Genomic DNA, 21,164 nt, shown 5'->3' on the forward strand with positions numbered 1-21,164 from the left:
CGAGGTGCCGGCCGATGGGGCTGGAGTCCCGCTGTGGCTTTCGGGCTCACCTCGGAACCCCGAAGGCCAATCTCTTGATTAGATCAAGAGTTGACAGTATAAAGAGATGGTGCATGAAGAGACGTCCGAGGACAGGTTCTTCCGCGAGCTCGGCGGCGTATGCGCCGATCTGCGGCAGGCGTTCGCCCGGCACGTGGGCATGAGCCCGCACCGAGTGCAGGTGCTCGTCCGGCTGCGGCGTAACGGCGAGACCAGCCACAGTGATCTGCGCCAGGCGCTGGGCATCGACGGTGCAAGCGTCACCCGGCTGGTCAAGGAGTTCGAGGCCGAGGGGGTTGTCAGGCGTCGTCTCGACCCGACCGACAACCGCTACACCCTGGCCGCGTTGACCCCCGCCGGCGAGCGGGTAGCGGCCGACCTGGAGCGATCGCACCAGGCGTACCAGGAGCGGCTGCTCGCCGGCGCCACCGCACAACAGCAGGAGATCGTGCTGGACGTCCTACGGCGCATCCGCGCGAACGTGACCGAACAGGAGAACCGATGACGGACGAAGTGCGGGCCGCCGCGTGGCGCATGTACGCGGCGTTCAACGCCCACGAGCACACCGCCACGGAGGAGATCTTCACGACGGACTTCTTCAGCCATCCCCTGGGCGCCACCGGACCCGAAAGCGTCACCCGGGCATGGCAACAGTTTCACGAGGCCTTCCCTGACGCGCAGGTCATCGTCGAGGACATGATCGTCGAGGGGAACACCGCCGCCGTCCGCTCGAGCGTACGGGGCGTTCCCGGCCGGCAGCCACCGACCATGCTGGAGATCTTCCGGGTGCGCGACGGGCGCATCGCTGAACTGTGGGCGCTGTCCTCCCTGCGCCGCGACTCCTGAAACCGGCTGCCGGCCTTCACGTCGCAGGCGTTCGTACGGCATCGGCTACCGCGGCCAGATCTGACGGGCGCGTGGAAGGTCCTCGATTCCACCGCCGAGAGGAATCACGCCCCATAGGAACGGGATGACGTAGCCGGGCGGCCCGCCGAGAAGGTCCGGGAGATCATCTTCGGTGATGTCGAGGGAGAAAGGCCTGCCCCTGCGGTCCGGCGCCCATCCCTTGTCGAGTGCACGTCGGATGGTCGATTCCACCAGGACCGGGCGTACAGCGATGGCCCGCTCTCCGAGCCAGTTGTCGGGCCGGGCACAAGGGAGGGTGACCTTGAGGACGCCGGCGGGTCGTGCGGCGTGTTCCACCGAGAAAGAGAGAGGAGTCCAGCCGCCGCCCTCGCAGTAGGTGGGCCTACGGCGGATGCGCCACCGGAACACCACGTCGGCCACGGTGATGAGCCGAGAGCCCTTCCTGGGCATCGCCATGAATCTCTCCTGCTCCGCCCATGTCCCGCGAGGCGCCGGAACCAGAGCCGCACCATGGTGGCCCCCTGGGAGCGTAGCGTGCGGCTCGACCTCGCGCGCGGTGACGCCGTCGCGCCCCCCGGCAGCTCAGGCGTACGCGGCGCCCGGCGCGGCCGGGCGTCTTGCGCCGCGAGGCCATGGCCGGACCGTCCCCGCCTTCGCCCGACCGCCTGGGGTGATGGCCGGCATCGGACATTTCGGCCGGCACCCCTCCCCCAGCCACCGTCATGCGCATGCTCCGCGCCCACGACACCGGCATCACCGAGCCGGGCGCCGGAGCCGACGATGGGAGGCAACAGCCGTAGTCCCTGGCCGGCACCCGGGCCACGAAGCATCCTCGGTGTCATGACCCAGCACCGCGATCAAACCGGGACGCCAGTCGGACACTCCTGCGTTACCGCAGGTCAGGCGCAACTTCATTGAAAATTTCTTCGCTGCCGCCGAAGCCCCTCGCCGATCGCGGGCACCACCCAAGAACGTATACTATTTTTAGTAAATGGTGAATTTGAAGTCGGCGCTGCCGCTGCACGGATGCGCTCTCCGTTACGACGACAGCGGCGGGGACGGCGTGCCGATCATGTTCTCGCACGGCGCCGGGGCCGATCACGTGATGTTCGAAGCCCAACGCGAACACCTGCGCGCCCAGGGGTATCGGGTCGTGCTGTGGGACATGCGCGGCCACGGCTCATCCCGCCCGGCCGGCACCCGTTTCACCGCTGAGCGGGCGATCGCCGACCTGCTCGCACTGATCGAACACCTGGCACTCGACCGGCCGGTGCTCGTGGGACAGTCGCTCGGCGGCAACCTCAGCCAGGCCATCGTGCGCCGGCATCCGGACCTGGCTCGGGCGCTGATCGTCATCGGCGCGGCCTGGAACACCGCGCCGCTGTCATGGCAGGAACGCCTGCTGGTGAAGGCGGCCACACCGAGCCTGGCGATGATCCCGGCCAGGAAACTCCCCCGCCTGATGGCGGAGACCTCCGCGACGACCCAGGCCGCGCGGGCGGATGCGCGGCGAGCCTTCGCACAGGTGCCGAAGAAGGAGTTCCTCCAGGTGTGGCGGGCCACCGTCGACTTCCTCACCCCCGACCCCGGCTACCTTACGCCGGTGCCGCTGTGCCTCATCCGCGGCGAGCACGACCGCACGGGCAACATCGCCGCGTCCATGCCCATGTGGGCGCGGGCCGAGGGCATCGACGAGATCGTCATCGCCGGCGCGGGACACATCGCCAACCAGGACGACCCGCAGGCGGTCAATGAGGCGATCGAGACGTTCTTGCGCACGGCCTCGGCGTCGAAGCGGACACGGCGATGAGCGCGACCCGGCGCCACTCGTTCATCACGTCGGTGGGTGACCTGCTGGCCTCGTGGAACCTGCCGCACGCGACCGGACGTGTCTATGGGCTGCTCCTCGTCACCGAGGAGCCCGCCTCCCTCGACGCGATCGCCGCCGAGCTCGGGCTGAGCAAGGGGGCGGTGAGCACCGCGGTGCGGCAGCTGGACTCCTGGGGACTGGCCCGGGTGATCCCGCAGCCCGGCAGCCGCAGGCTGCTCATCGAGGCCACCGCGGGGATCGAGTCGCTGCTGGCGGCCAGCCACGCGCGGGCCAGAACCCTGATCGCCGCCCTGCGCGACGGCGAGAACCTGGTTGAGCCCGGCCCGGCACAAGAGCGGCTCCGTGACGTGATCGGGCTGTTCTCCGGCTATGTCGACGTCGGTGACCAGATGCTCAGCACAAGCCGCCGGCAGCGGCGTGAACCCGGCGCGCGCGACCCCCGGCCCTGAGCCGGCAACGGTATCGTGCGACCCGATCCAGGGTGCAGCAGTCCGAGCACCCGTGCACGACGGTCCGAACAGCTGACGAACCCGCCATCACCCAGGTCCGGCTCAGCGACTCCCCGGCATCCCTGTCGAGGGGACCTCCGGTGAGACAGCCGGGCGACGGCCTCCCGGACCGCCTGCCCGTCTCGACGCCGGGGAACTTTCCAGCAGCATCACGCATCTAACAGCCCATGATCGAAATGTCTGGCAAGAGAGCGATGATATCGATGATCGCAACGGCGGTCATGGTGGCCTCGGCGGTCGGCGCGGCCAGTACGGCCCAGGCGGAGACCGCCAAGATCCCCAAAGGGTTTCTGCTGACCGAGGCCGAGGCGACCAAGCCCCTCACCGAGGATCAGGCGGCCGAGGAGTGGTGGACGGTCAGCGACAAGCTGACCAAGCCGCTTGAACTCAACCCCTGCCGCTCCAAGGACAAGCCCCGCGATGGCCGCATCGCGATGCGGACCATCATCGGGGGGACCAGCGCCCCCTCGTACGTCACCGAGCAGCTCGTGCTGTATCCCAGCGCGAAGAACGCCGGGACCGCTTTCCGCAAGCTCCGCGCCGACGTGGAAAAATGCGCCAAGGCCAAGGCTCCGCGGACGGCGACCGTGGCCGGGGACTTTCACCGCTACACCGGCAAGAAGGTGAACATCGCAGACGAGGCCCTGCTGGTCAAGGGGAGCTCCTACGAAAGGGGCACGGAGGAGCCCCTCAAGGGCGAGCTGTACGTCTCCGGCGGAGAGCGGTACGTCGCCGTCCGCCGCGGGAGCGCCCTGGTCCTCTACACCGCCGACTCCTACTGGGCCGGCGAGGACACGACCAGGATCCTCACCAACAGGGCGAAGAAGATGGCCAAGAAGGTCTGCGACCTTCCCGGCGTGTGCACTCGGCGAGCAGGGCTGCCGACCCGGGCGGCAGCCGCCGTGGCACATCGAACAACTTTCCGATCATAGTCAGGAACGGTAGGCCGAGCCGCCCGCCCGGCGGAATGAGGCGTCCGCCCGCCTGAACCTGCGGTTTTCCGCACCCCTGGTACGGCCATGCGCCTCCTTCCTGTCCCCGACCGCCCCTTCATGGCCTCGGAAGCATGACACGCCGGCTGGTCGAGACCGCGCCGCGCGAACTCGTGGCCGACACGGTGTTCCGTCGGCGAAAGCGTGCCTTGACCCGCTTTCCCCTGCGCTCTGCGCCCCTGCCATGACCTGGTCTTACCGATTCTCGGCCGGACTCGCGTCACCTCGGCCGCGTTCGGTCGCCCCTACGCGATCATGTAAGGGATATAGTTTTATTTATTCGGTTACCGAGGTGAGGTGAAGCGTGCGGATCTCCATCACCGACTACACGGTCGGGGCGACTCTGGCCGGTGACCTGGCCAACACCTCGTCCACCGTGCAGGCCGCGGCGGGCGAGGCCCTGCCGACCCCGGATGCGTTGCTGGAGTTCCTCACAGGGCACGGGCTGCGGCTCGACGCCGTGGCGGAGGGGCGGTCGCCGACCGGCGACGACGTCCGCGAGGTCCACCTGCTGCGCCGGGAGGTGCGCGGCGTCGTGGAGACCGAGACGGAGAACCAGGCCGTCGCGGGCGGCACCGTGCTGGCCGGGCGGGCAGGGCTCAGTCCGGTGCTGGACCGCGATCCCGGCGGGCGGTGGCAGTGGTACGTCCCGACCAGGCCGGGCGCACCGCTGGCCGAGGAGCTGGCCACGCTCATCGGCATCGGGCTGCTCGGCGCCGTCCGGACGCTCGGGCACGACCGGTTCCGCGCCTGCACCGCCCCGGGCTGCCGCGGGGTGTTCGTCGACATCAGCCGCGGGGGGCGCCGCATCTACTGCAGGCCCGACATATGCGGAAACCGGATCAATGTCGCGAATCACCGCGAACGGCGGCGGCTTGACAGCACCGCTCGCTGAAGAAGACGTCTCCGCTTTCTGAAAGACACAAGGAGAACCCCATGAACGACTCCATGGACGGCACGACGGCCCGTCCGGTGAGCGGGCCGCCGCTCACCGGCGCTTTCCGGCTCCCCGACGGCACCTGGATCCGCGGCCGCGGCCTTCGCCATCCGCTGCCGGAGGGGCCCATACCCGATTTCGGTCTTTACCTGGGCTCCGACGGGCTCCGCCGCCGCCACGAGGGTGAGCTGCAGTGGCCGCACGCGTGGATCCAGTGGCCCGATTTCCTGCTGCCCCGCGACCGCGACATGGCCGTACAGCAGATCCGTGCGCTGCACGAGCGGGCACGGGCGGGCGCCGCGGCTGAGGTCGCCTGCGGAGGCGGCGTCGGCCGCACCGGCACAGTCGTCGCCTGCCTGGCCATCCTGGCCGGCCTCGACCCGGCCGACGCCATCACCTGGACACGCGAGCACCATCATCATCGGGCCGTCGAAACCCCATGGCAGCGCCGCTGGGTGCTGCGCTTCCCCCCGTCCCTCCGCCCAGATTCACACGACCAGGCCGCTGACCGCGAGACATCACGCTGAACCCCATCGCCACCGGCGCAGACTCAAGCGCCCTCAGTCTCCCCACGAAGTCTGCCCGGACCGACCAGCCGTCGACCTCACCTGACCGCGACCACGGCCGGGAGACGACCCTCGCCCCCGCGTGCTGCCCGATCCGCTCCCAGACCGGGCCACTGTCGCCGCCTCCGGGCAAGCCCGCACCCTGGGCCATGGTGCCAGACTGGACAGTAGCGCGGGCGTCGCCGTATCGGAGGGCTAGCTCCCCACAGGCGGCCATCCTGATGTGTCGCTGCCGTCAGCGTCCCGCTGCGGGTCGTCGATGACGACACACGGGCCGACATCACCGGAGACCAGGAGCATAGCGAACCTCCAGAACACCTTTCCCGTCACGAGGGGCTCCTTCTCATCGTCCTGCTTGCCGGCGAACTCCAACACCAACGTCTCGTCCACGCCGATGAGCCGAGGCTTGATATCCAGCCCGCCCTCCCCCGCACGGTGACGAACCCGTCCGGAGCCAGAACGCTCCCTCCTCTGTTCTCCTGGCACTGCCCCGCAAGCGGGCGTCATCGTCGCGCAGCACCTGCGCGGGAAGAGCGTTCATCAAGTTCTCGGCGTAGTAGAACTCCTGCGGCACCGGGGCCGGCGGCCAGCAGGGCGCGCATCGCGGAAAACCACACCCGCTGGTAGGTGGTGGCCGCGCCGGCACAGCCCAGCGACACCGCGCCGCGCACCAGCTCCAGCCGGATATCGGCCCGACGCGGCTCGGCCGCGCTCCCGGAAAGCCGCCGCCCGAGCTGTCGAATGACACACCTGGCAGCCGACCGGCAAAAGCCGTCACCGGCGCGACTTGGAACAGGCACGCCCACAACTGCAACACAAGCGTCAGTAGACCTTCCACTCCCTCCCCTTCGGAGCTGGGTTTTGTCGGTAGAGATGAGGGAGGTGTTCAGAGAAGACGCCTTTACAATGTAGATTCGAACAATTCGGATTCCGACCTTTCGGGAACCATCCGTGGCGGACCTGTGCATGGCTCGCCAAGCGCGACACTGAGCGCGGCCGGGGCTGGGGCCGGGCAACTGCGTCGATTCGCCTGCCGCTACGGGCATCGCTGTGGCGGCCCGGATGGACGGCTCGGCTCCCCCAGCCTTCGGCTGCCGTTCCCTAACAGGATGCGGTGCTTGCGCGGCCCCGGCTTCACCACGGCGACCGGCGCCCTCTCGGGCATCTCCCTCTCCCCCACCGCGCCCGCGCGAGCCAGCACCACACGGTCCACTCGGAGGCGGCCAGGCACGAGGCCACCAGTCGTACATGCCCGGTCGTCAGCTCACCGCGCGTGTCCAGGTGGTGGAGTCGCTGATCGGGCCGATCCACCGGACCAACGCGCGCGCCGAGCGGCGAGTGGAGAAGGAGTTGGTCGGGCAGCTCGCCGCGGTTGCCAGGGAACCGATGGCTATTGCGCGTGTGGTCGCCGAGCGGATCCACTACCAGTTGCGGAGGTCCTACTCGCACTACTACCGGCGGATGCTGGCGCCGCTGCTGGCCGCGTTGGAGTTCAAGTGCCACAACATCGCCTACCGGCCGGTGATGGATGCGATCGAGTTGCCGGCTCGCTACGCGGGCGTCGATTCCGACCAGCGGCACTACGCGCCGGCAGAGACGGTGTCGATCGACGGGGTGGTGCCCAAGGCGTGGCGCGCTGGTGGGCTGCCTGCGATTGCACTCCAATGGCGCCGCGCCCATAGGGCGGGGGTCAGCTGCTGGAGGGTGGTGCGGGCGAGGGCGTCTGAGGGGTGGCGGCCAAGCGCCTGCAGCCGGGCCTGGGGGTGCTGGTGCTGTCGGCGCATGTCGAGCAGGCGTTCGCGACCGACCTGCTGGCCGACGGCACGCACGAGGTCGGCTATCTGCTCAAGGAGCGGGTCGGCAAGGTCGAGCAGTTCCTTGAGGCGCTGAACCGGGTCGCCGGCGGCGGCACCGCCATCGACCCGGACGTGGTGGCCCAGCTGTTCACCCGCCGCCGCGACCCCCTGGAGGAGTTCACCCCGCGCGAACGCGAGGTGCTCGCGCTGATGGCCGAAGGACTGGGCAACCTGGCCATCGCCGACAAGATGGTGATCACCGAGGGAGCGGTGCACAAGCACATCCGCAACATCTTCGCCAAGCTCGGCCTGGCTCCCAGCGACCGCGTGGACCGCAGGGTCGCCGCCGTGCTGCGCTACCTCGGCGCCTGAAGCCGGCCTCTGACACCCGGCCTCTGGGTAACAGCCTCGGGGAACCGGCCTTGTGAGCTGGGCCGCGGGCGGCGTGCGGTAGCCAGCACCACCATCGACCGGCCAGCAGGCGGGATCGAAACCGCCTGCGCCCATCCCTACGTTGGTGATTGCTTCATCCGACACCCAACGTAAGGATCTGTCTTGGCGAGCAACACTCTGCGTCGTACCGTGCCGGTCACCCTGGCGCTGGCGGCCTGTCTCGCGAGCGTGAGCGCTCCGGCATTCGCCACCCCTGCCCCCGCCCCCGCCGGCGTTGCCACGGCGGCCGTCGCCGCCGGCCAAGAGCGGGTGGTGGCGAACCTGGAGCGCCACGCCCAGGAACTGCGCAGCACCGTCCCGGGCGGCCCGTCCCGCGACCTGCGGGCGTTGTCGGCGATGACCAAGGGCGCCACCATCGTGGGGATCGGCGAGGTCACGCACGGCTCGAAGGAGCTGTTCACGCTGCGGCACCGGATGTTCCGGCACCTGGTGCAAACCCAGGGCTTCACCACACTGGCGCTGGAGGCGACCTGGTCGGCCGGCGTCCGCCTGGACGCGTACGTGCGCACCGGCAAGGGCGACCTGCGCACGATCATGGCCGAGGAGTTCCAGCAGTCCTACGGCTCGTGGAAGACCCAGGAATGGATGGACCTGTATGAGTGGATGCGCGACTACAACCGCACCGCCTCACGCAAGCTGCGCGTGATGGGATTCGACATCGGCGACGTCCATCCCGAGCAGTACCGGCGCATCCTCGCCTGGGCCGAGAAGCACAAGCCGTCGCTGGAGCCCGAACTGCGTCGCCGCTACGCGGGCCTGCTGGCCCTGCCCGCCGGTGTGGAAGAACGGATGAACGCCCTGGCCGCACTGCCGGCCGAGCGGCGCGCCGCCCTGGCCGGCGACGCTCAGGCCGCCTACCGCCTGCTGGATGACAGCGGCAAGGTGAGCCCGCGGGTCCTGCAGGAGGCCCGCGTCATCGTCCAGATGTCCACCATGTACGCACTGGACGGCGCGGCCCTGCACCGTCACCGTGACCAGGCCATGGCCGACAACACCGTGTGGTGGCAGCGCCACACCGGCACCAAGACTGTGGCGGCCGCGCACAACGGGCATATCGGCTACGTCTCAGCCTGGCCCGACCATTACCCGGTCACCCAGGGCGCCGTCCTGCGCTCCCTGGCAGGCACCTCCTATGTGGCGATCGGCACCACCATCCACAGCGGCCGCTTCCGCGCCATCGACCCCAAGACCGGCCAGGTCGCAGTCTTCGACACCGGCGCCCCTGTCCCGGACAGCAGCGAGGCCGTCCTGGACCGGGTACGTTACCGCGACTACTACGTGGACCTGCGCCGCGCCGGCCGTACTCCGTCCACCCGAGCGTGGCTGGACACCGCCCGTCCGACCTTCACCATCCCGGCCACGTACGTGCCCGAGCAGTTCAACCGGCCGCTGGCCCTGGGAGCGGCCTTCGACGTGATCGTGCACCTCAACCGGGTCGAGGCAGCCACCCCGCTGCCCTGACCCTCCTTCCCGCAGGCTGGTCGGCCGATGGTGAAGCAGGTCACAGGGCTCCCCAGCAAGAGACGTCATGTAGTTGACCAATGACACAAAGTGAACCTTTTCCAGCTTGCGGCGGGAGATCGGCTGTTGGGCTGACAACGAGGTGAAGCCCCTGGTAGATGGGTCTTCGACCAAGAGAACCGTCTCCACCAGAGGCTTCGCATGCTTGTCTACCCGTCCGGCGTCGACGTGTCCGGCTCCGCCTTGCGCTTCCCGTCCGCCCGCCTGCGGCGGCACCGCCGTGTGATCGGCTCTTGCCGGCGGCGGCTGAGCGCCGGTCGCCAGGCCCTGCTGCCCCTCGCCCACCTACGCATGGACACACATATGCCCAGCTCGCAGCCGGATTCGGAGTCGGCACCACGACCGCCTACCGATATGCGACCGAGGCCGTCGAGCTCTTGGCCGGCCTCGCACCCACGCTGGCCGACGCGACACGGACTGCCGCGACGAAGACATTCGTGATCCTCGACGGCACCCTCCTGCCTATCGACCGCATCACCGCACTGGTCCAAGCCATCCTCGCCCTACATCCGGCCGGCTTAAAGTGAGGCTAGAAGAGGCTCAGTGTGTCGAGGTAACCCAGAGCGACGCCTGCCCCACCGTTCCCGTCCGCGACAGCAAGAACCCCACCGGCCCGATCGTGACCATTGGCGCGGACGCCTGTGAACAGCCTTCGCCAGCCCCCCGGGACAGAGGTGCGTCGAACCTGGTCACGGGGCCTCGAAATTGGTCACGGTGAGCGCCTTGTCCCACCGAGCGGCGGCCAGGTCGTCGTGGCGGATCATAAATTTCGTGTAGTACTCCGTGTAGATCCGTCCTTCATTGGCGAGCGGTATCCATTCGCTCGCCAGCTGGAGCGCGTCCTCGTCCAGATAGGAAAACCATCCTCCCTTCGCGAGGGTCTTCGCCATGATGCTGCCGATCGTCTCCTCGTCATCGGCGTACCCGCCGATGACGAGGTAGGCGCCGGACGACCAGAGGCCGTAGGCCAGAGATCGAAGTTCGTCCAGGTGCGGCAGTTCACGCTCCATGTACCGGGCCAACCGCTGCTGGAAGGCTGACATGTCGTCCCACTCGAGATCCTCCCAGAACTCGTGCCAGTCCTCGTCCTCGTCGCCCTCCTCGAGCCAAAGGGGTAGATCGGCTCTGAGCTCGGCGCAGACGTCGATCCGCTCGCCGACACACGCGGAGTCGGGGGGTTCCGCGACCGCGGTTTCGGTGCCGTCCGGTACATACACGACTCGCGAGTACTGCCCCGGATCGGTCGGCGATTCGTCGAAGTCCATCTCTTGGTGAACGAAGAAGAGCAGCGTCCCGTCCGCCGGCAGGTCGAAGCCGTCGACCCTCGGCAGCGCCCCACAATCGACGGAAAGGAGTAACGGCAACGGAATGTCCCCGGCGGACGGCCACTTCATGCCCACCGGCAGCCGGGGCAACCCACCGATGTGCCCAACCGGAGAACCATCGCCACCCCCGAACAATCCGATCGCCAAACGAAGGTGCTGGCTGAACCTGCTGATCTCGTCGTCCGGGATGCCCAACTCAAGCGCTGCCCGACGAAACTCTCCCTGGTGATCCATGCCCGAGAAGATAAACCCTTTCCAACTCGGCTGTAGAGCTGCTTCTTGCCGTCTCGAAGAGCTGATGGTCGCCTTGCCCTTGGCCTCCTGGGAGACGCGCTTCATCACGCCCTCGCCGAGCCGCGGTTGAAGCTTGACCAGCGTGCGGCCAACCTCGTTCTGCTTGCCGAGGCTGACTATCCTGAGGCTTTTCCAAACTGATCTTGCAGCTCAGGATGGGTGTGGCGAGCCTGGAGACCGATGAGGGCGAGGCTCCAGGCAAGACAGCAGCCGACCAAGATTTGATGCCCCGACCGGGAGCCTCGCCCGCGCTGTCTTGCCCCTCCACGATCCCGCTGTCCAGCCGCACCCTGAACCACCTCGCCGACCTCATCCGAGCGCACCGCAACCGGCATCGATCTCGGTGGCGGCGTCTCGGCCCCGGCCGACAGGCGCCGCTCGCCCTGGCCCACCTGCGCAACGGTGACACCCACACCCGGCTCACCGCCGGATTCGACGTCGGTGCCGCTACCGCCTGGCGGTATGCACAAGAAGCGATCGTGCTGCTCGCAGCGGTCACCGAGGACCTGACCATCGCAATGCCGCGCATCCAACGCCTGGCGTACGCGATCCTGGACGGCACGCTGATCCCGATCGACCGCGTGGCAGACCAGCGGCCGTACTACTCCGGCAAGCACAAGCGGCATGGCGTGAACGCGCAGGTCATCGCCGACATCGCCGACCGGCTCGTGTGGGCTTCACCGGCACTGCCGGGCTCAACGCACGACCTCACCGCCGCCCGAATCCACGGCATCATCGATGAGCTGACCAACTCAGACGTGATGACCTTCGTCGACAAGGGCTACCAAGGCGCCCGTGGCGACGTGCGCACGCCGTTCAAGCGGCGCCGCTTCCGACCGGAGCTGTCACGCCGGCAGAAAGCGGTCAACCGCGCTGACGCGAGAATTCGTGCTCGTGGCGAACGAGCCATCGCCACCCTCAAGACCTGGAAGATCCTGGCTAAGCTGCGCTGTTGTCCGCGCCGAGCGATCGCGATCGTGCAGTTCATCCTCGTTCTGCACCACGTCGAAGCCAACCGCTACGCAGGATGAAAACGGCTCAATGAGGCCGAACAGATCACCCTGAACCATCTTGGGTGGAGGTTACTGTTCTGTAGAGCAGTCATCCAGTTCATCCCGGGAGAGGGCGTCTGTTGCGTAAGCGAGCCAGACCTCGCTGGTCACCCGGCCCCGCGCGCCCAGCTTCTGACCGTTGAGCTGTGCCCAGTGCTGGACGCGTGCTTCTTCGAGGAGGCCGTCAGCCCCCAGGACATCGAGCCGTCCCGCCTGGCTCAGTCGGTAGGAGGCTGTGATCCGAGCCGGGACTCGGCCGTTCTCCCCGGTTTCGATGCCCCATCCTCGCGCCCAGGCACGTACAGCTTGCGTCTCAGCGCGGGATATGACAGAGCGCCGCTGTCGTCTGGCCTGGTCGCGTAGACATCCGCCACTCTTGGTGTTGCCCGAGGTGACTTGGGCCTGGACCGCCGTGAACGGGTGCGGGTTGCCGCAAGCACATCGATAGTCGCGAACGATTTCCGCAGGTCGGTCAGGGTGGCTGTACGGTGCGTCGACGGGCGTTAGAAGACTGTCGCGATGGGGTGGCGTTCCTCTGAGGTCGCGCAGGTGTCGGGCCTTCGCCCGTTCAGGTTTACGCCGCGGGGGACGCGGTTCCCCCCAGGTGGCGAGAATGTACGCGTCTGCCTGATCTTGGAGCTGTGCTCCTCCGCGCGCAAGGTGGCGATTGCTTCGCCACATCAGGGATATCGGCGACCATGGTCTTCCCTCGCCCACCCGTACGGTCGGCCCACTGCCCCTTCACAGTGATCTTGTGCTGGTCCCAGAAAGCTTCGACTTCCGCCTGACGGGCCTTCGCCACTTCAACCTCGGCCTGTACGCGTTCACGACGAGCGCGGTTGAGGTCGTTCCAGAAGCCGCGCATGCGCTGAAGCATCCGCATCCGGGCCTCTTGGCTGCCTCCGGCCGGATCCAGCGATTCCGGGCGAGGCGGCCATGTGGCGAGCGTGACGTCGGACGCCGCAAGAACACACTCAGCGGTGGTGCCCTCAGAAACATCGGGAGTGCCGGCTCCGGGCATGGGGTGAGGTTACGAGACAGGGCCGACAATAGATTCATTCCAGTAGCCACGGGCTATCTGCTCCGGCCGCTCGGTTGAGTCGGCTCATGAGTTCGCGGCTGGCCGCGCGGACGGTCATCGCGTCGGGCTTCGTGCGGCCCGGCCCGAGCCCGGCGCCGGTTCCGTGCGGCCCGACCGGCGTCGGTCCGGCTCGGCCTGAGTCCGGCCCCCCGGCCGCGCGGGCCGCGCCCTCACCGGGGAAGGCCGGGCAGCACCCTCTCCGCGAAGAGCTCGGCCTGGCTCAGCACGTCCGCACCGAAAGGCGCGAACACCACCGAGTCGAACCCCAGCTCCGTGGTGTAGCGGCCGATCATGTCCACCCAGAACTCCGGCGGCCCCTGCACGGGCCGCGTCTCCTCCTCCGAGCCCCGCCCGCCGGCCGTGATCGTCCCGACCACGTTGTAGCTGCGGTGGATCTCGCGTGGATCCCTTCGCGCCGCCATCGCCGCCGCGTCGATGAGCCGCTGCCGCTCGGCGACCTTCGAGGGGGGCACGTAGATGTTCGCGGGGGCCTGCCAGCCGTCGCCGTACCTGCCGGCGAGCGCGAGCGCGCGCGGCCCGTGGGCGCCGACCCAGATCGGCACCTCACGGACCGGGCCGGGCATCGCCTCCTCCAGCCGGTGGTGACGGCCCGCGAAGTTGACGGGTCCCGGCTCCCGCATGAGTCTGAGCACCTGCAGGGCCTCCTCGAACGCTCCGAGTCCCGGTGCGGCCGCGCCGTACGAGGGGGCGTCGCCCGCCGGGCTGCCGGCTCCGACTCCGAGCAGCACCCGCCCACCGCTGATGACGTCGAGGGTGGCCGCCGCCTTGGCGAGCATGGCCGGCGGCCTGAGCGCCAGGTTGGCCACGTTCGTCAGTACTTTGAGCCTGGTCGTGCGGGCCGCGACGGCGGTCAGCAACGTCCAGATCTCCAGGTGGCCGGGGATGTACGGGTGGTCCTGCATGGCGGCGAAGCCGAAGCCCCCCTCGTCGGCCAGCCGGGCCGCGGCGAACGCCGTCTCGTGGTCGGCGGGGTCGACGTAGAGCCCGATCACGACGGCCACCTGTCCAGTTGTGCGAGCAGCGGCGCGAGCTGCTCCTCCTCCCAGTCGAGGTGCGCGAGCAACTCGTCGGCCAGCCGGTCCAGTTCCTCGCGGAAGTCCGCCGCCTGCTCGATCGCCCGGAGGATCTCCGCGACCTTCGCGTGCTCCTCCTCCAGCCGGTCGATCACCTCTCCGGACGCGGGGAACCGCTCGCGCAGCGCAGTGAACAGGTAGAGGCTCTCCACGGTGTGGTGCGTCTCGACGTGGTGGCAGTAGTACATGCAGCGGACGCGCAGGTCGTGGGTCACCCGTTCCGCGCCCCTGAGTTCCTTCAGCTCGCGTCTCAGCCCGTCGTGCACGGCGATCAGCTCGCGCACCAGCGCGTGATCTCTCGACATAGCATCTCCTACAGTTATTTCTGGTAACTAACCACACCGCCGACTACTGTCGACAGATCGCACTTTTTCCTGTGTTAGTGACATGGAGAGAACCGTGCAGTTCATGACCGAGACCGAGGCCAACTGCCGGGCCCGCGAGATCCTCGACCGGGTGGGCGACAAGTGGTCGGTCGTCGTGCTCTACCAGCTGAGCACGGGCACCATGCGCTTCACCGAGCTGCTGCGCGCCATCCCCGGCATCAGCCAGCGCATGCTCACCGTCACCCTGCGCGGACTCGAACGCGACGGGCTGGTCCGCAGGACCGTGCATCCGGTCATCCCGCCGCACGTGGACTACGACCTCACCCCGCTCGGCGAGACACTGCGCGAGATCGTCTCCGCCCTGCTCGACTGGACGCACGAACACCTGGAGGAGATCGGCCGGGCACGCGACAGCTACGACGCCGGCGTCCCGACGGGGTGACGACCGGGCATCGTGACATGCCAGGGCGTGATCACGTGCGGAGCGGAGCACGGCCGGCGACAGCGGGGCGGCATCGACACCGCCCCCCACCACCGGCGGAAAGGGTGTCGGCGTTCACGGTTCTCCTTCGTTTCCGCAGGTGAGGGAGCTGCCCGACACCGTAGTGCGCAGCGGCCGGTCAGGGCCGATGGATGCGCCAGGCGGCCCGGGGGTCGTGGCGGGTCCAGGCGTGGGCGGCGGGGGTGAGGCGGCAGCCGATGCACCAGCGGGCGCGGTGGGGCCGTTCTTGAAACGGCTGATGGTTGGTTGACGGGATCCCGTCCGATCTTGAGGATCGAGCGGGATCTTGTCGTTCCAGGAGTTTCCGAATGGGGTTCGTCCTGGTTGGGGGCGTGTGGAGCGGGTGCCTGAGAAGGCTCGAGTGGTGTCAGGCCTCCGGCGGAGCGCGGTGAACACGCTGCCGGGCATGGTGAAGCCGGCGACGGGCGGGTGCAGGGAGATGATCTGCTGCGCGTGATCCTGGGGTTGGGCAAGATCGCCTTATGGGCCTGACTCGCAACCGCCGCGCTCTGCTCTTCACCGGGGCGACCGGACTCGCCTCGCTCCTGACGCTCTTTGAGGTGAGCACTCCCGGCCTGTCCGTCCGGGCATTGGCATTGGTGCCGTACTGACTGGCGCTCGCCATTGCCTGGTCGTGGATGTTGGGTCGCGGGCCGGGTCGGCGGGGGTGGGCGCCCTGGATGTCCGTCCCGCTCGCACTGGTGCTGGGCACCGTGCTGCTCGTCAAGACCGACGCGCCCCTTCGGGAAGGTATGAGCACTTCGCGGGCCCCTGGTACATCTGGTCTGACGGCCCCTGAACCTCACGTGATGCATGACCTCCCGGTTCCTCACCGATGTGTGCCGCGCGCAGAGCGCTGTCAGTACCCGAAGGCACCGAACAGCTGGGAAACGATCAGCTACGTTGCGGGAAGCGATCACCACCGTGACCGACTCGGTGCAGGCCACGCCCATTCGTGAACGCCCCGGTAGCCGCACAGCCCGGCCGCCAGGCAGGCGGCGGCCGGGCCACCGGCAGACAGCCCGGTCGCGGGCCGCCGGCGCCCACGCGCAGACCGAGCCGCTCGCGCCCTCCAGACGAGTACGTCCGACGCGTCGCCGCCGACCAGATCCTCACCCAGCGGAAAACGTCGCCGACCTCCCCCGCCCAGACCCGGGCGGAGGAGCGGGACCCCGGCGCCGCCCTCGTCCGCCGCCGGCTCACGCTTCCGGGCGGCGAACTGAACAACGCCGCCCAGCCCCTGATCCGCCACATCGAGGTCGACGCCGTATCGGGCGCCGGAGGGCTAGGACCGCTCCCGAGTAAGGAAGGCTCAGCCGGTCAGACGCTGACGTAGGTACTGTTTGCCCTGCTCGGCGCCTTTACGGCTTTCGGCCTGCGCGCGGCGGAACAGATCGGCCAACTCCGAATCACCGGCCCGTTCGGCATCGGCGATGTAGGTTTCCAGCCGTAGCGCGTTGCTCAGGCACTGCTCGACGAACCAGATCAGGTTGTAGTCGGCGTCCTTGGTTCCGGTGACCTCGCCGCTCTCCTGGTGGGCCGAACTCATCAGCACTCCCCCTCGCATGCTTGCCTGGCGACACCACGGGCGGTGTAGCCGACCCCTACCCGGGGGGCGGACAAGGTAAGGCGTGACAGGGGCAATGCCCTGGTCAGAGGCCATGCCGATGGATCTGGGCTGCAGAGGCGTCTTGACCGCGGCCACCTGTGCGATGTCCATTCGCGGTCGAGCGGGCCAATCAGGTCGGTCAGTCCGCTCAGCATGCCGAGCAGGATGTCGACGTTGCCGATCGCGCCGACCAGACACTGGCGGGCCGCCTTCATCTCCGCGATGTGCTCGCGCGCCACCTCCACGTCGGGCAACCGTCCGCCGCAGATGACGCCCAGCAGCTTTTGCAGGCCCTCGGCGGTGTGCGTGGCCACCAGCGGGATCGGCCCCGTGCTGGGGTCCTGGCCTACCAGCTTCAGGAGGCCGGCCACCCGCGGCGCCTGCCAGCGCAGGAACCCGGCCAGTTTCTCGACGTCGTCGGCCATGCCCGCGGTCGCCGACCGCTGACGGTGTGCGGCCATCAGCTCGTCGGGATCGGTGGCGGTGGTCTTGGTGAGCATCGCCTTGATCTGCACTGCGCCGAGCAGGGCACCTGCCAGCCGCTGTGGGGGCGGGCAAGATAAGGCCCAAAGGGGACAATGGGCTGGTCAGGGCCCCTACCGGAGCTTGACATGTGATCGGTTGTACTGGTCGGCCGACGGCAGAGACTCCTGAGCAGCGCCGCCTTTAGCCCGGTGGGGGGTGCCGATCACCGGCTGCCCGCTTCCGGATCAGCCGGCCGCCGGGTCACCCGCAGATCGCCTACGCGAGCAGACGCCACAGCACGCCGGGCCGATCAGCAGGACGATTCCGATGGTGACGGCCGGCCCAGCCAGTTCCGGATCCGGAGCCGGATGAGCTCATTTACAGCGGCGCCAACAGCAAAGGGGATGCCCCGGTCGGTGGCGTTGGCCACGATCGCCGGGGGAAGACTGATCGCGTGCAAAGCCGCGACTACGCGGCCGCCACGGTCCTGGACGGCCAGGGGAGCCGACAGGCCCGCCATGGCGCAGAGCACGGCCTGTTCGGTTCGTGCGCTGACCACCTCGAGGAAACGGCGCCGCATGACGGGCGGTCCATCGGCCAGGCCCACAGGCAGCAGCCAGCCGAGCCATCTTGCGTCGGGAGGCCATGGCCGGACCGTACCCGCCTTCGCATGGCCGTCTCGGGTGACGACCGGCATTGGACATCGCGGCCGGCAAAGCGAAGATCACCAAAGAGCAGCGGAAGAACCGCGAGGCGCGGTTGCAGGTGCCGGAGGAATACAACCGGGATTCGCGGCTGCAGAAGGCCGGCAGCCAGGATGCAGCCAAGGAACAGCTACGGCAGGCTCGGGGCGCGCTTCGGGACTTCGCCATCTGAGCCGGCTCAGGCCCCCGCTCAGCCCTGCCGCCGCTCCTGGGTCACGGGACAGCCGCGAACGGTCCTCGCGCACATGGCCGGCGGCAACCAATTGTTGTTGGCCAGAAGGTTGGTGATGCCCGCTTTCAGCGCGGCGTGCAAAACCACGATCACGACACTGGACGCCGCGCTGGATTCTTCGGGTCAGCGCCGGGGCAGGGCGAGCGCGCATAGGGCGAACGTGAGGGCGAACGCCGCCTGGACGAGCATGCAGATCGCCAGCGCGCTCATGTAGGCCTGACCTGTCGGGGCCGTGGAACCGGTCAGGGCCGCACCGAGCAGACCTCCGGCGACGGCGACGCCGAGGCCCATCGCGGCCTGCTGTGTGGTTTGAAGCACGCCGGATGCCGCTCCCGCGGACGCTGGAGGGACCTCGGCGATCATCGCTCCGACGAGCGGCCCGAACATGAAGGCCTGACCGACACCGACTCCGACTAGGAGGGCGGCGAACGTCCACGAGTTCAGGCCGGCACTCTGGAGGAACACGGAGGTGGCTGTGATGCCCAAGAGTGCGGCTTGGATGAGTCCGCCGATGGTGAGGAGCCTGCGGAACCCGAAACGGGGCGCGAGCTTCCCCGACCAGATCGACACGGTGAGGAAGCACAGGGAGAACGGCAACAGCACAAGGGCCGTGTGCATGGGAGACCATCCGAGCCCCGTCTGCGTGGAGATCGCGTAGAGGAACGTGAACGCACCGAACGCGGACTGGAGCATCAACGCCATTATCAGCCCGATCCGGTAGGAGCTGAGCCGAAACAGGGGCGGCGGAACGAGCGGAACGCGGTCACCGCGGTGCAGCCGCAACTGCCACCGCCAGAACGCTGCGAACAGCACCGGCGTCGCCCCCAGCAGCGCCCAGCACCAGACCGGCCAGCCCAGCGCGCCGCCCTGGGAGATCGGGATCATGAGTGCCAGCAGGGCGAGCCCGAGCAGTGTCGTCCCGACCAGGTCGAGCGACCGGTGGCCGGGCGCGCTGGTATCGGGCAGCCAGCGCAGCGCGGCGCCGAACGCGATCACGCCCATGAGCACGCTCATCGCGAAGACCATGCGCCAGGGGGCACCGAGCAGGGGGACGGACAGCACCAGGCCGCCGAGGACCTGACCGATCGCCGTGGCCCCACCGGCGGTCGCACCGAACAGCGCGACAGCACGGGCACGTTCGGGCCCCCGGGTGGACGTCGTGATCGTCGCCAGCACCTGGGGAACCATGGCCGCCGCAGAGACTCCGGTGAGGGCCCGCGCGGCGATCAACACGGTGATGCTCGGGGCCAGGGTCGCGACCAGGGAGAACAGGATGAAACCGGCCATGCCGAGCAGGAAGAGCCGGCGTCGCCCGTACAGATCCCCGAGCCTGCCCCCGAGGACCATCGGAACGGCGAACCCCAACGCGTACACCGACACCACCAACGACTGCTCGGCGGCCGTGGCCCCCAGGGAAGCACCGATGTCGGGCACGGCGATACCCGCCGCCGCGAAGCTGACCACCGACAACAGCAACGCCGACAGCGTCGTCAGGAGCCGGCCCATCCCCAGCCCCGGGGCCGGAGGCTCCGACGAACCCGGGGCTGGCGACGGCGTGGCACGGTCGTTCTCCCTGTCGGGTTCGCCTGTGCGGGAGGAGAGGTTGTCATTCAGTGCAGAGGATGTGGCCATGCCGTCAACCTTGAAGGGCCGCCTATCCTGGCACCAGGAGCCCGTTTATGGGGGTACTGGCCGCTACCTGGATACCGGGTTCTCCGCGCGGGAGGATGAGGACATGACGGAGACCAGGCCCGCCGCGATCCGGCGTGAGATCGGTGACTTCCTCCGGAGCCGGCGCGAACGAGTGACCCCGCAGCAGGTGGGTCTCCCGTCCACAGGGCGACGGCGGACACCCGGGCTACGGCGCGAGGAGGTCGCCGTCCTCGCGGGGGTTGGCGTCACCTGGTACACCTGGCTCGAACAAGGCCGTCCCATCAACGTCAGCGTTCATGTCCTGCAGGCGATCGCCCGAGCCCTGCGTCTGGATGACATCGAGAGACGGCACCTGCACCAGCTCGCCGGATCGAGTACGCCGAGGGCCGAGCCCACCGAATGCGCCCCGGGACTCACCGCGGCGTTCCAACCCGTCCTGGACAAGCTCGACCCGTTCCCCGCGTGCCTGCAGACGCCGCTGTTCGATGTGGTGGCGTACAACCGTGCATACCGGTTCCTGTTCACCGACCTTGACCTCATCCCACCTGGTGAACGCAACTGCGCGGTGCAGTTCTTCACCGACCCCGACTGGCGCAGCCGCTACGTCGACGGTGAGCTGGTCGCCGCCCGGATGGTCGCAAGGATGCGCGCCGAAGTCGGCACCGACCCCGGCGCCCTCGCCGGAGTCGTCGACGACCTCCGGGAACGATCAGAGGACTTCGCCCGGCTGTGGGCTCGTCACGACGTGCTGCCACAGCAGTACGAGACGAAACGCCTCGACAGCCCTCTGGTCGGGCAGCTCCGGCTGAACTTCGTCTCCACCAGCGTTTCGGCGACAGGACACCGGATGGTCGTGATGACGCCGGCCGACGAGTCCACCTCCCTGCGTCTGACCCAGATGGCAGACCTCACTGTCGCGACTGCGCGGATGTAACACCTGAAGAAGATCATCGCTCGGAGCGGCGGTCCTCAGGAAGGACGTTCCTTGGCGCGGCCGGGCTCCGCGGGCTCGGCAACGGACGCCGGTAGCCCGCCGTGCCCGGGTGGCGACTCCTTCGCGCCAGAGGGGGTGGCAGCTTCGCGCGCGGCTCCTCGTCGCGCCGCGCGTAGCGTGGCGCTCACCCGCTGCCGGGACATCGGCCGATCGGCCGGGCACGCGACAGCTACGACGCCGGCGTCCCGACGGAGTGACGACCGGGCATCGTGACATGCCAGGGCGTGATCACGTGCGGAGCGGAGCACGGCCGGCGACAGCGGGGAGGCATCGACACCGCCCCCCACCACCTCGGGCCCGCCGTACGGCCGGACCGGACGGT

The 21,164-nt window shown here is 68.7% G+C and carries 22 protein-coding genes and 2 pseudogenes; 15 read left to right on the top strand and 9 right to left on the bottom strand.

Going from position 1 to position 21,164, the window contains the following annotated elements:
• The first annotated feature begins 106 nt into the window (after positions 1-106).
• A complete protein-coding gene (locus ACQP10_RS19360) occupies positions 107-544 on the top strand; it encodes a MarR family winged helix-turn-helix transcriptional regulator (protein ID WP_390004950.1) in 438 nt (145 codons plus the stop codon).
• Positions 541-885, top strand: coding sequence for an ester cyclase (locus ACQP10_RS19365; RefSeq protein WP_433539409.1), 345 nt, complete (start codon positions 541-543; stop codon positions 883-885). Before ACQP10_RS19360 ends, ACQP10_RS19365 begins: the two co-directional genes overlap by 4 nt.
• A 45-nt stretch (positions 886-930) precedes the next feature.
• Here ACQP10_RS19365 and ACQP10_RS19370 read toward each other — a convergent pair whose 3' ends face one another.
• Positions 931-1,326: a hypothetical protein gene (locus ACQP10_RS19370; protein ID WP_433539410.1), complete on the bottom strand. Its 396-nt coding sequence runs from the start codon at positions 1,324-1,326 to the stop codon at positions 931-933.
• 571 nt (positions 1,327-1,897) lie between these two features.
• Between ACQP10_RS19370 and ACQP10_RS19375 the strand changes: the two genes are divergently transcribed.
• The 5 genes from ACQP10_RS19375 to ACQP10_RS19395 all read left to right on the top strand — a co-directional run bounded on the left by ACQP10_RS19375 (position 1,898) and on the right by ACQP10_RS19395 (position 5,702).
• The gene (locus ACQP10_RS19375) at positions 1,898-2,716 is read left to right on the top strand and encodes an alpha/beta fold hydrolase (RefSeq protein WP_433539411.1); all 819 of its coding nucleotides are present in this window, start codon (positions 1,898-1,900) and stop codon (positions 2,714-2,716) included.
• On the top strand, positions 2,713-3,186 hold the full coding sequence (locus ACQP10_RS19380) for a GbsR/MarR family transcriptional regulator (RefSeq protein WP_433539412.1): 474 nt from the start codon (positions 2,713-2,715) through the stop codon (positions 3,184-3,186). Before ACQP10_RS19375 ends, ACQP10_RS19380 begins: the two co-directional genes overlap by 4 nt.
• A 263-nt stretch (positions 3,187-3,449) precedes the next feature.
• Positions 3,450-4,178 (top strand): hypothetical protein, encoded by a 729-nt coding sequence (locus tag ACQP10_RS19385; protein WP_346021318.1) that lies wholly within the window; start codon positions 3,450-3,452, stop codon positions 4,176-4,178.
• Positions 4,179-4,542: 364 nt separating this feature from the next.
• Entirely contained in the window at positions 4,543-5,133 is a 591-nt protein-coding gene (locus ACQP10_RS19390) for a CGNR zinc finger domain-containing protein (RefSeq protein ID WP_433539413.1), read from the top strand.
• Between the two features lie 41 nt (positions 5,134-5,174).
• Complete coding sequence (locus tag ACQP10_RS19395; RefSeq protein ID WP_399501605.1) at positions 5,175-5,702, top strand: phosphatase domain-containing protein; 528 nt, start codon at positions 5,175-5,177, stop codon at positions 5,700-5,702.
• Between the two features lie 234 nt (positions 5,703-5,936).
• On the opposite strand, the gene ACQP10_RS19400 is transcribed toward ACQP10_RS19395, so the two are convergent.
• Positions 5,937-6,131 carry a hypothetical protein gene (locus tag ACQP10_RS19400; protein WP_433539414.1) on the bottom strand — a complete coding sequence of 65 codons (195 nt, stop codon included), beginning with the start codon at positions 6,129-6,131 and terminating at the stop codon, positions 5,937-5,939.
• Between the two features lie 1,346 nt (positions 6,132-7,477).
• Here ACQP10_RS19400 and ACQP10_RS19405 point away from each other — a divergent pair.
• The 4 genes and pseudogenes from ACQP10_RS19405 to ACQP10_RS19420 all read left to right on the top strand — a co-directional run.
• Positions 7,478-7,909: pseudogene (locus ACQP10_RS19405) on the top strand (LuxR C-terminal-related transcriptional regulator); the annotation flags it as partial.
• 183 nt (positions 7,910-8,092) lie between these two features.
• Entirely contained in the window at positions 8,093-9,451 is a 1,359-nt protein-coding gene (locus tag ACQP10_RS19410; RefSeq protein WP_433539415.1) for an erythromycin esterase family protein, read from the top strand.
• 201 nt (positions 9,452-9,652) lie between these two features.
• Positions 9,653-9,993 (top strand): annotated as a pseudogene (locus ACQP10_RS19415) (helix-turn-helix domain-containing protein); the annotation flags it as partial.
• 41 nt (positions 9,994-10,034) lie between these two features.
• Positions 10,035-10,229 carry a DUF397 domain-containing protein gene (locus tag ACQP10_RS19420; RefSeq protein WP_433539416.1) on the top strand — a complete coding sequence of 65 codons (195 nt, stop codon included), beginning with the start codon at positions 10,035-10,037 and terminating at the stop codon, positions 10,227-10,229.
• Here ACQP10_RS19420 and ACQP10_RS19425 read toward each other — a convergent pair.
• A complete protein-coding gene (locus ACQP10_RS19425; RefSeq protein ID WP_346021313.1) occupies positions 10,201-11,070 on the bottom strand; it encodes a DUF1963 domain-containing protein in 870 nt (289 codons plus the stop codon). The two genes, ACQP10_RS19420 and ACQP10_RS19425, sit on opposite strands and share 29 nt — an antisense overlap.
• A gap of 284 nt (positions 11,071-11,354) precedes the next feature.
• On the opposite strand from ACQP10_RS19425, the gene ACQP10_RS19430 reads away from it, so the two are divergent.
• On the top strand, positions 11,355-12,161 hold the full coding sequence (locus ACQP10_RS19430; RefSeq protein WP_433541919.1) for a transposase family protein: 807 nt from the start codon (positions 11,355-11,357) through the stop codon (positions 12,159-12,161).
• A 51-nt stretch (positions 12,162-12,212) separates the two neighbouring features.
• Here ACQP10_RS19430 and ACQP10_RS19435 read toward each other — a convergent pair whose 3' ends face one another.
• The 3 genes from ACQP10_RS19435 to ACQP10_RS19445 all read right to left on the bottom strand — a co-directional run bounded on the left by ACQP10_RS19435 (position 12,213) and on the right by ACQP10_RS19445 (position 14,662).
• Positions 12,213-12,863, bottom strand: coding sequence for an Lsr2 family DNA-binding protein (locus ACQP10_RS19435; RefSeq protein WP_433539417.1), 651 nt, complete (start codon positions 12,861-12,863; stop codon positions 12,213-12,215).
• Between the two features lie 570 nt (positions 12,864-13,433).
• Positions 13,434-14,285 carry an LLM class flavin-dependent oxidoreductase gene (locus tag ACQP10_RS19440; RefSeq protein ID WP_390004930.1) on the bottom strand — a complete coding sequence of 284 codons (852 nt, stop codon included), beginning with the start codon at positions 14,283-14,285 and terminating at the stop codon, positions 13,434-13,436.
• Positions 14,273-14,662 carry a hemerythrin domain-containing protein gene (locus tag ACQP10_RS19445; protein WP_346021311.1) on the bottom strand — a complete coding sequence of 130 codons (390 nt, stop codon included), beginning with the start codon at positions 14,660-14,662 and terminating at the stop codon, positions 14,273-14,275. The genes ACQP10_RS19440 and ACQP10_RS19445 overlap by 13 nt, the downstream gene beginning before the upstream one ends.
• A gap of 103 nt (positions 14,663-14,765) precedes the next feature.
• Here ACQP10_RS19445 and ACQP10_RS19450 point away from each other — a divergent pair, with 103 nt between their 5' ends.
• Positions 14,766-15,125 carry a winged helix-turn-helix transcriptional regulator gene (locus ACQP10_RS19450; RefSeq protein ID WP_308426318.1) on the top strand — a complete coding sequence of 120 codons (360 nt, stop codon included), beginning with the start codon at positions 14,766-14,768 and terminating at the stop codon, positions 15,123-15,125.
• 1,372 nt (positions 15,126-16,497) lie between these two features.
• On the opposite strand, the gene ACQP10_RS19455 is transcribed toward ACQP10_RS19450, so the two are convergent.
• A complete protein-coding gene (locus tag ACQP10_RS19455) occupies positions 16,498-16,734 on the bottom strand; it encodes a hypothetical protein (protein WP_346021310.1) in 237 nt (78 codons plus the stop codon).
• Positions 16,734-17,333 carry a DUF6245 family protein gene (locus tag ACQP10_RS19460; protein WP_433541920.1) on the bottom strand — a complete coding sequence of 200 codons (600 nt, stop codon included), beginning with the start codon at positions 17,331-17,333 and terminating at the stop codon, positions 16,734-16,736. Before ACQP10_RS19460 ends, ACQP10_RS19455 begins: the two co-directional genes overlap by 1 nt.
• 622 nt (positions 17,334-17,955) lie before the next feature.
• Here ACQP10_RS19460 and ACQP10_RS19465 point away from each other — a divergent pair.
• Positions 17,956-18,135 carry a hypothetical protein gene (locus ACQP10_RS19465; RefSeq protein WP_346021308.1) on the top strand — a complete coding sequence of 60 codons (180 nt, stop codon included), beginning with the start codon at positions 17,956-17,958 and terminating at the stop codon, positions 18,133-18,135.
• A 183-nt stretch (positions 18,136-18,318) separates the two neighbouring features.
• Here ACQP10_RS19465 and ACQP10_RS19470 read toward each other — a convergent pair whose 3' ends face one another.
• Complete coding sequence (locus ACQP10_RS19470; protein WP_433539418.1) at positions 18,319-19,827, bottom strand: MFS transporter; 1,509 nt, start codon at positions 19,825-19,827, stop codon at positions 18,319-18,321.
• A gap of 103 nt (positions 19,828-19,930) precedes the next feature.
• Between ACQP10_RS19470 and ACQP10_RS19475 the strand changes: the two genes are divergently transcribed.
• Complete coding sequence (locus ACQP10_RS19475) at positions 19,931-20,782, top strand: helix-turn-helix transcriptional regulator (protein WP_346021306.1); 852 nt, start codon at positions 19,931-19,933, stop codon at positions 20,780-20,782.
• The last annotated feature ends 382 nt before the right edge of the window (positions 20,783-21,164 follow it).

It is taken from the genome of Streptosporangium sandarakinum (assembly GCF_050942225.1).
GTDB classification, from domain to species: Bacteria; Actinomycetota; Actinomycetes; order Streptosporangiales; family Streptosporangiaceae; genus Streptosporangium; species Streptosporangium nondiastaticum.

Excerpts from the sequence above, each read along its gene's own strand:
- ACQP10_RS19360 (WP_390004950.1), top strand. The coding sequence starts at position 107 with ATGGTGCATGAAGAGACGTCCGAGGACAGGTTCTTCCGCGAGCTCGGC.
- ACQP10_RS19365 (WP_433539409.1), top strand. The coding sequence starts at position 541 with ATGACGGACGAAGTGCGGGCCGCCGCGTGGCGCATGTACGCGGCGTTC.
- ACQP10_RS19375 (WP_433539411.1), top strand. The coding sequence starts at position 1,898 with ATGGTGAATTTGAAGTCGGCGCTGCCGCTGCACGGATGCGCTCTCCGT.
- ACQP10_RS19380 (WP_433539412.1), top strand. The coding sequence starts at position 2,713 with ATGAGCGCGACCCGGCGCCACTCGTTCATCACGTCGGTGGGTGACCTG.
- ACQP10_RS19385 (WP_346021318.1), top strand. The coding sequence starts at position 3,450 with ATGATCGCAACGGCGGTCATGGTGGCCTCGGCGGTCGGCGCGGCCAGT.
- ACQP10_RS19395 (WP_399501605.1), top strand. The coding sequence starts at position 5,175 with ATGAACGACTCCATGGACGGCACGACGGCCCGTCCGGTGAGCGGGCCG.
- ACQP10_RS19425 (WP_346021313.1), bottom strand. The coding sequence starts at position 11,070 with ATGGATCACCAGGGAGAGTTTCGTCGGGCAGCGCTTGAGTTGGGCATC.
- ACQP10_RS19430 (WP_433541919.1), top strand. The coding sequence starts at position 11,355 with ATGCCCCGACCGGGAGCCTCGCCCGCGCTGTCTTGCCCCTCCACGATC.
- ACQP10_RS19435 (WP_433539417.1), bottom strand. The coding sequence starts at position 12,863 with ATGTGGCGAAGCAATCGCCACCTTGCGCGCGGAGGAGCACAGCTCCAA.
- ACQP10_RS19445 (WP_346021311.1), bottom strand. The coding sequence starts at position 14,662 with ATGTCGAGAGATCACGCGCTGGTGCGCGAGCTGATCGCCGTGCACGAC.
- ACQP10_RS19450 (WP_308426318.1), top strand. The coding sequence starts at position 14,766 with ATGACCGAGACCGAGGCCAACTGCCGGGCCCGCGAGATCCTCGACCGG.
- ACQP10_RS19455 (WP_346021310.1), bottom strand. The coding sequence starts at position 16,734 with ATGAGTTCGGCCCACCAGGAGAGCGGCGAGGTCACCGGAACCAAGGAC.
- ACQP10_RS19470 (WP_433539418.1), bottom strand. The coding sequence starts at position 19,827 with ATGGCCACATCCTCTGCACTGAATGACAACCTCTCCTCCCGCACAGGC.
- ACQP10_RS19475 (WP_346021306.1), top strand. The coding sequence starts at position 19,931 with ATGACGGAGACCAGGCCCGCCGCGATCCGGCGTGAGATCGGTGACTTC.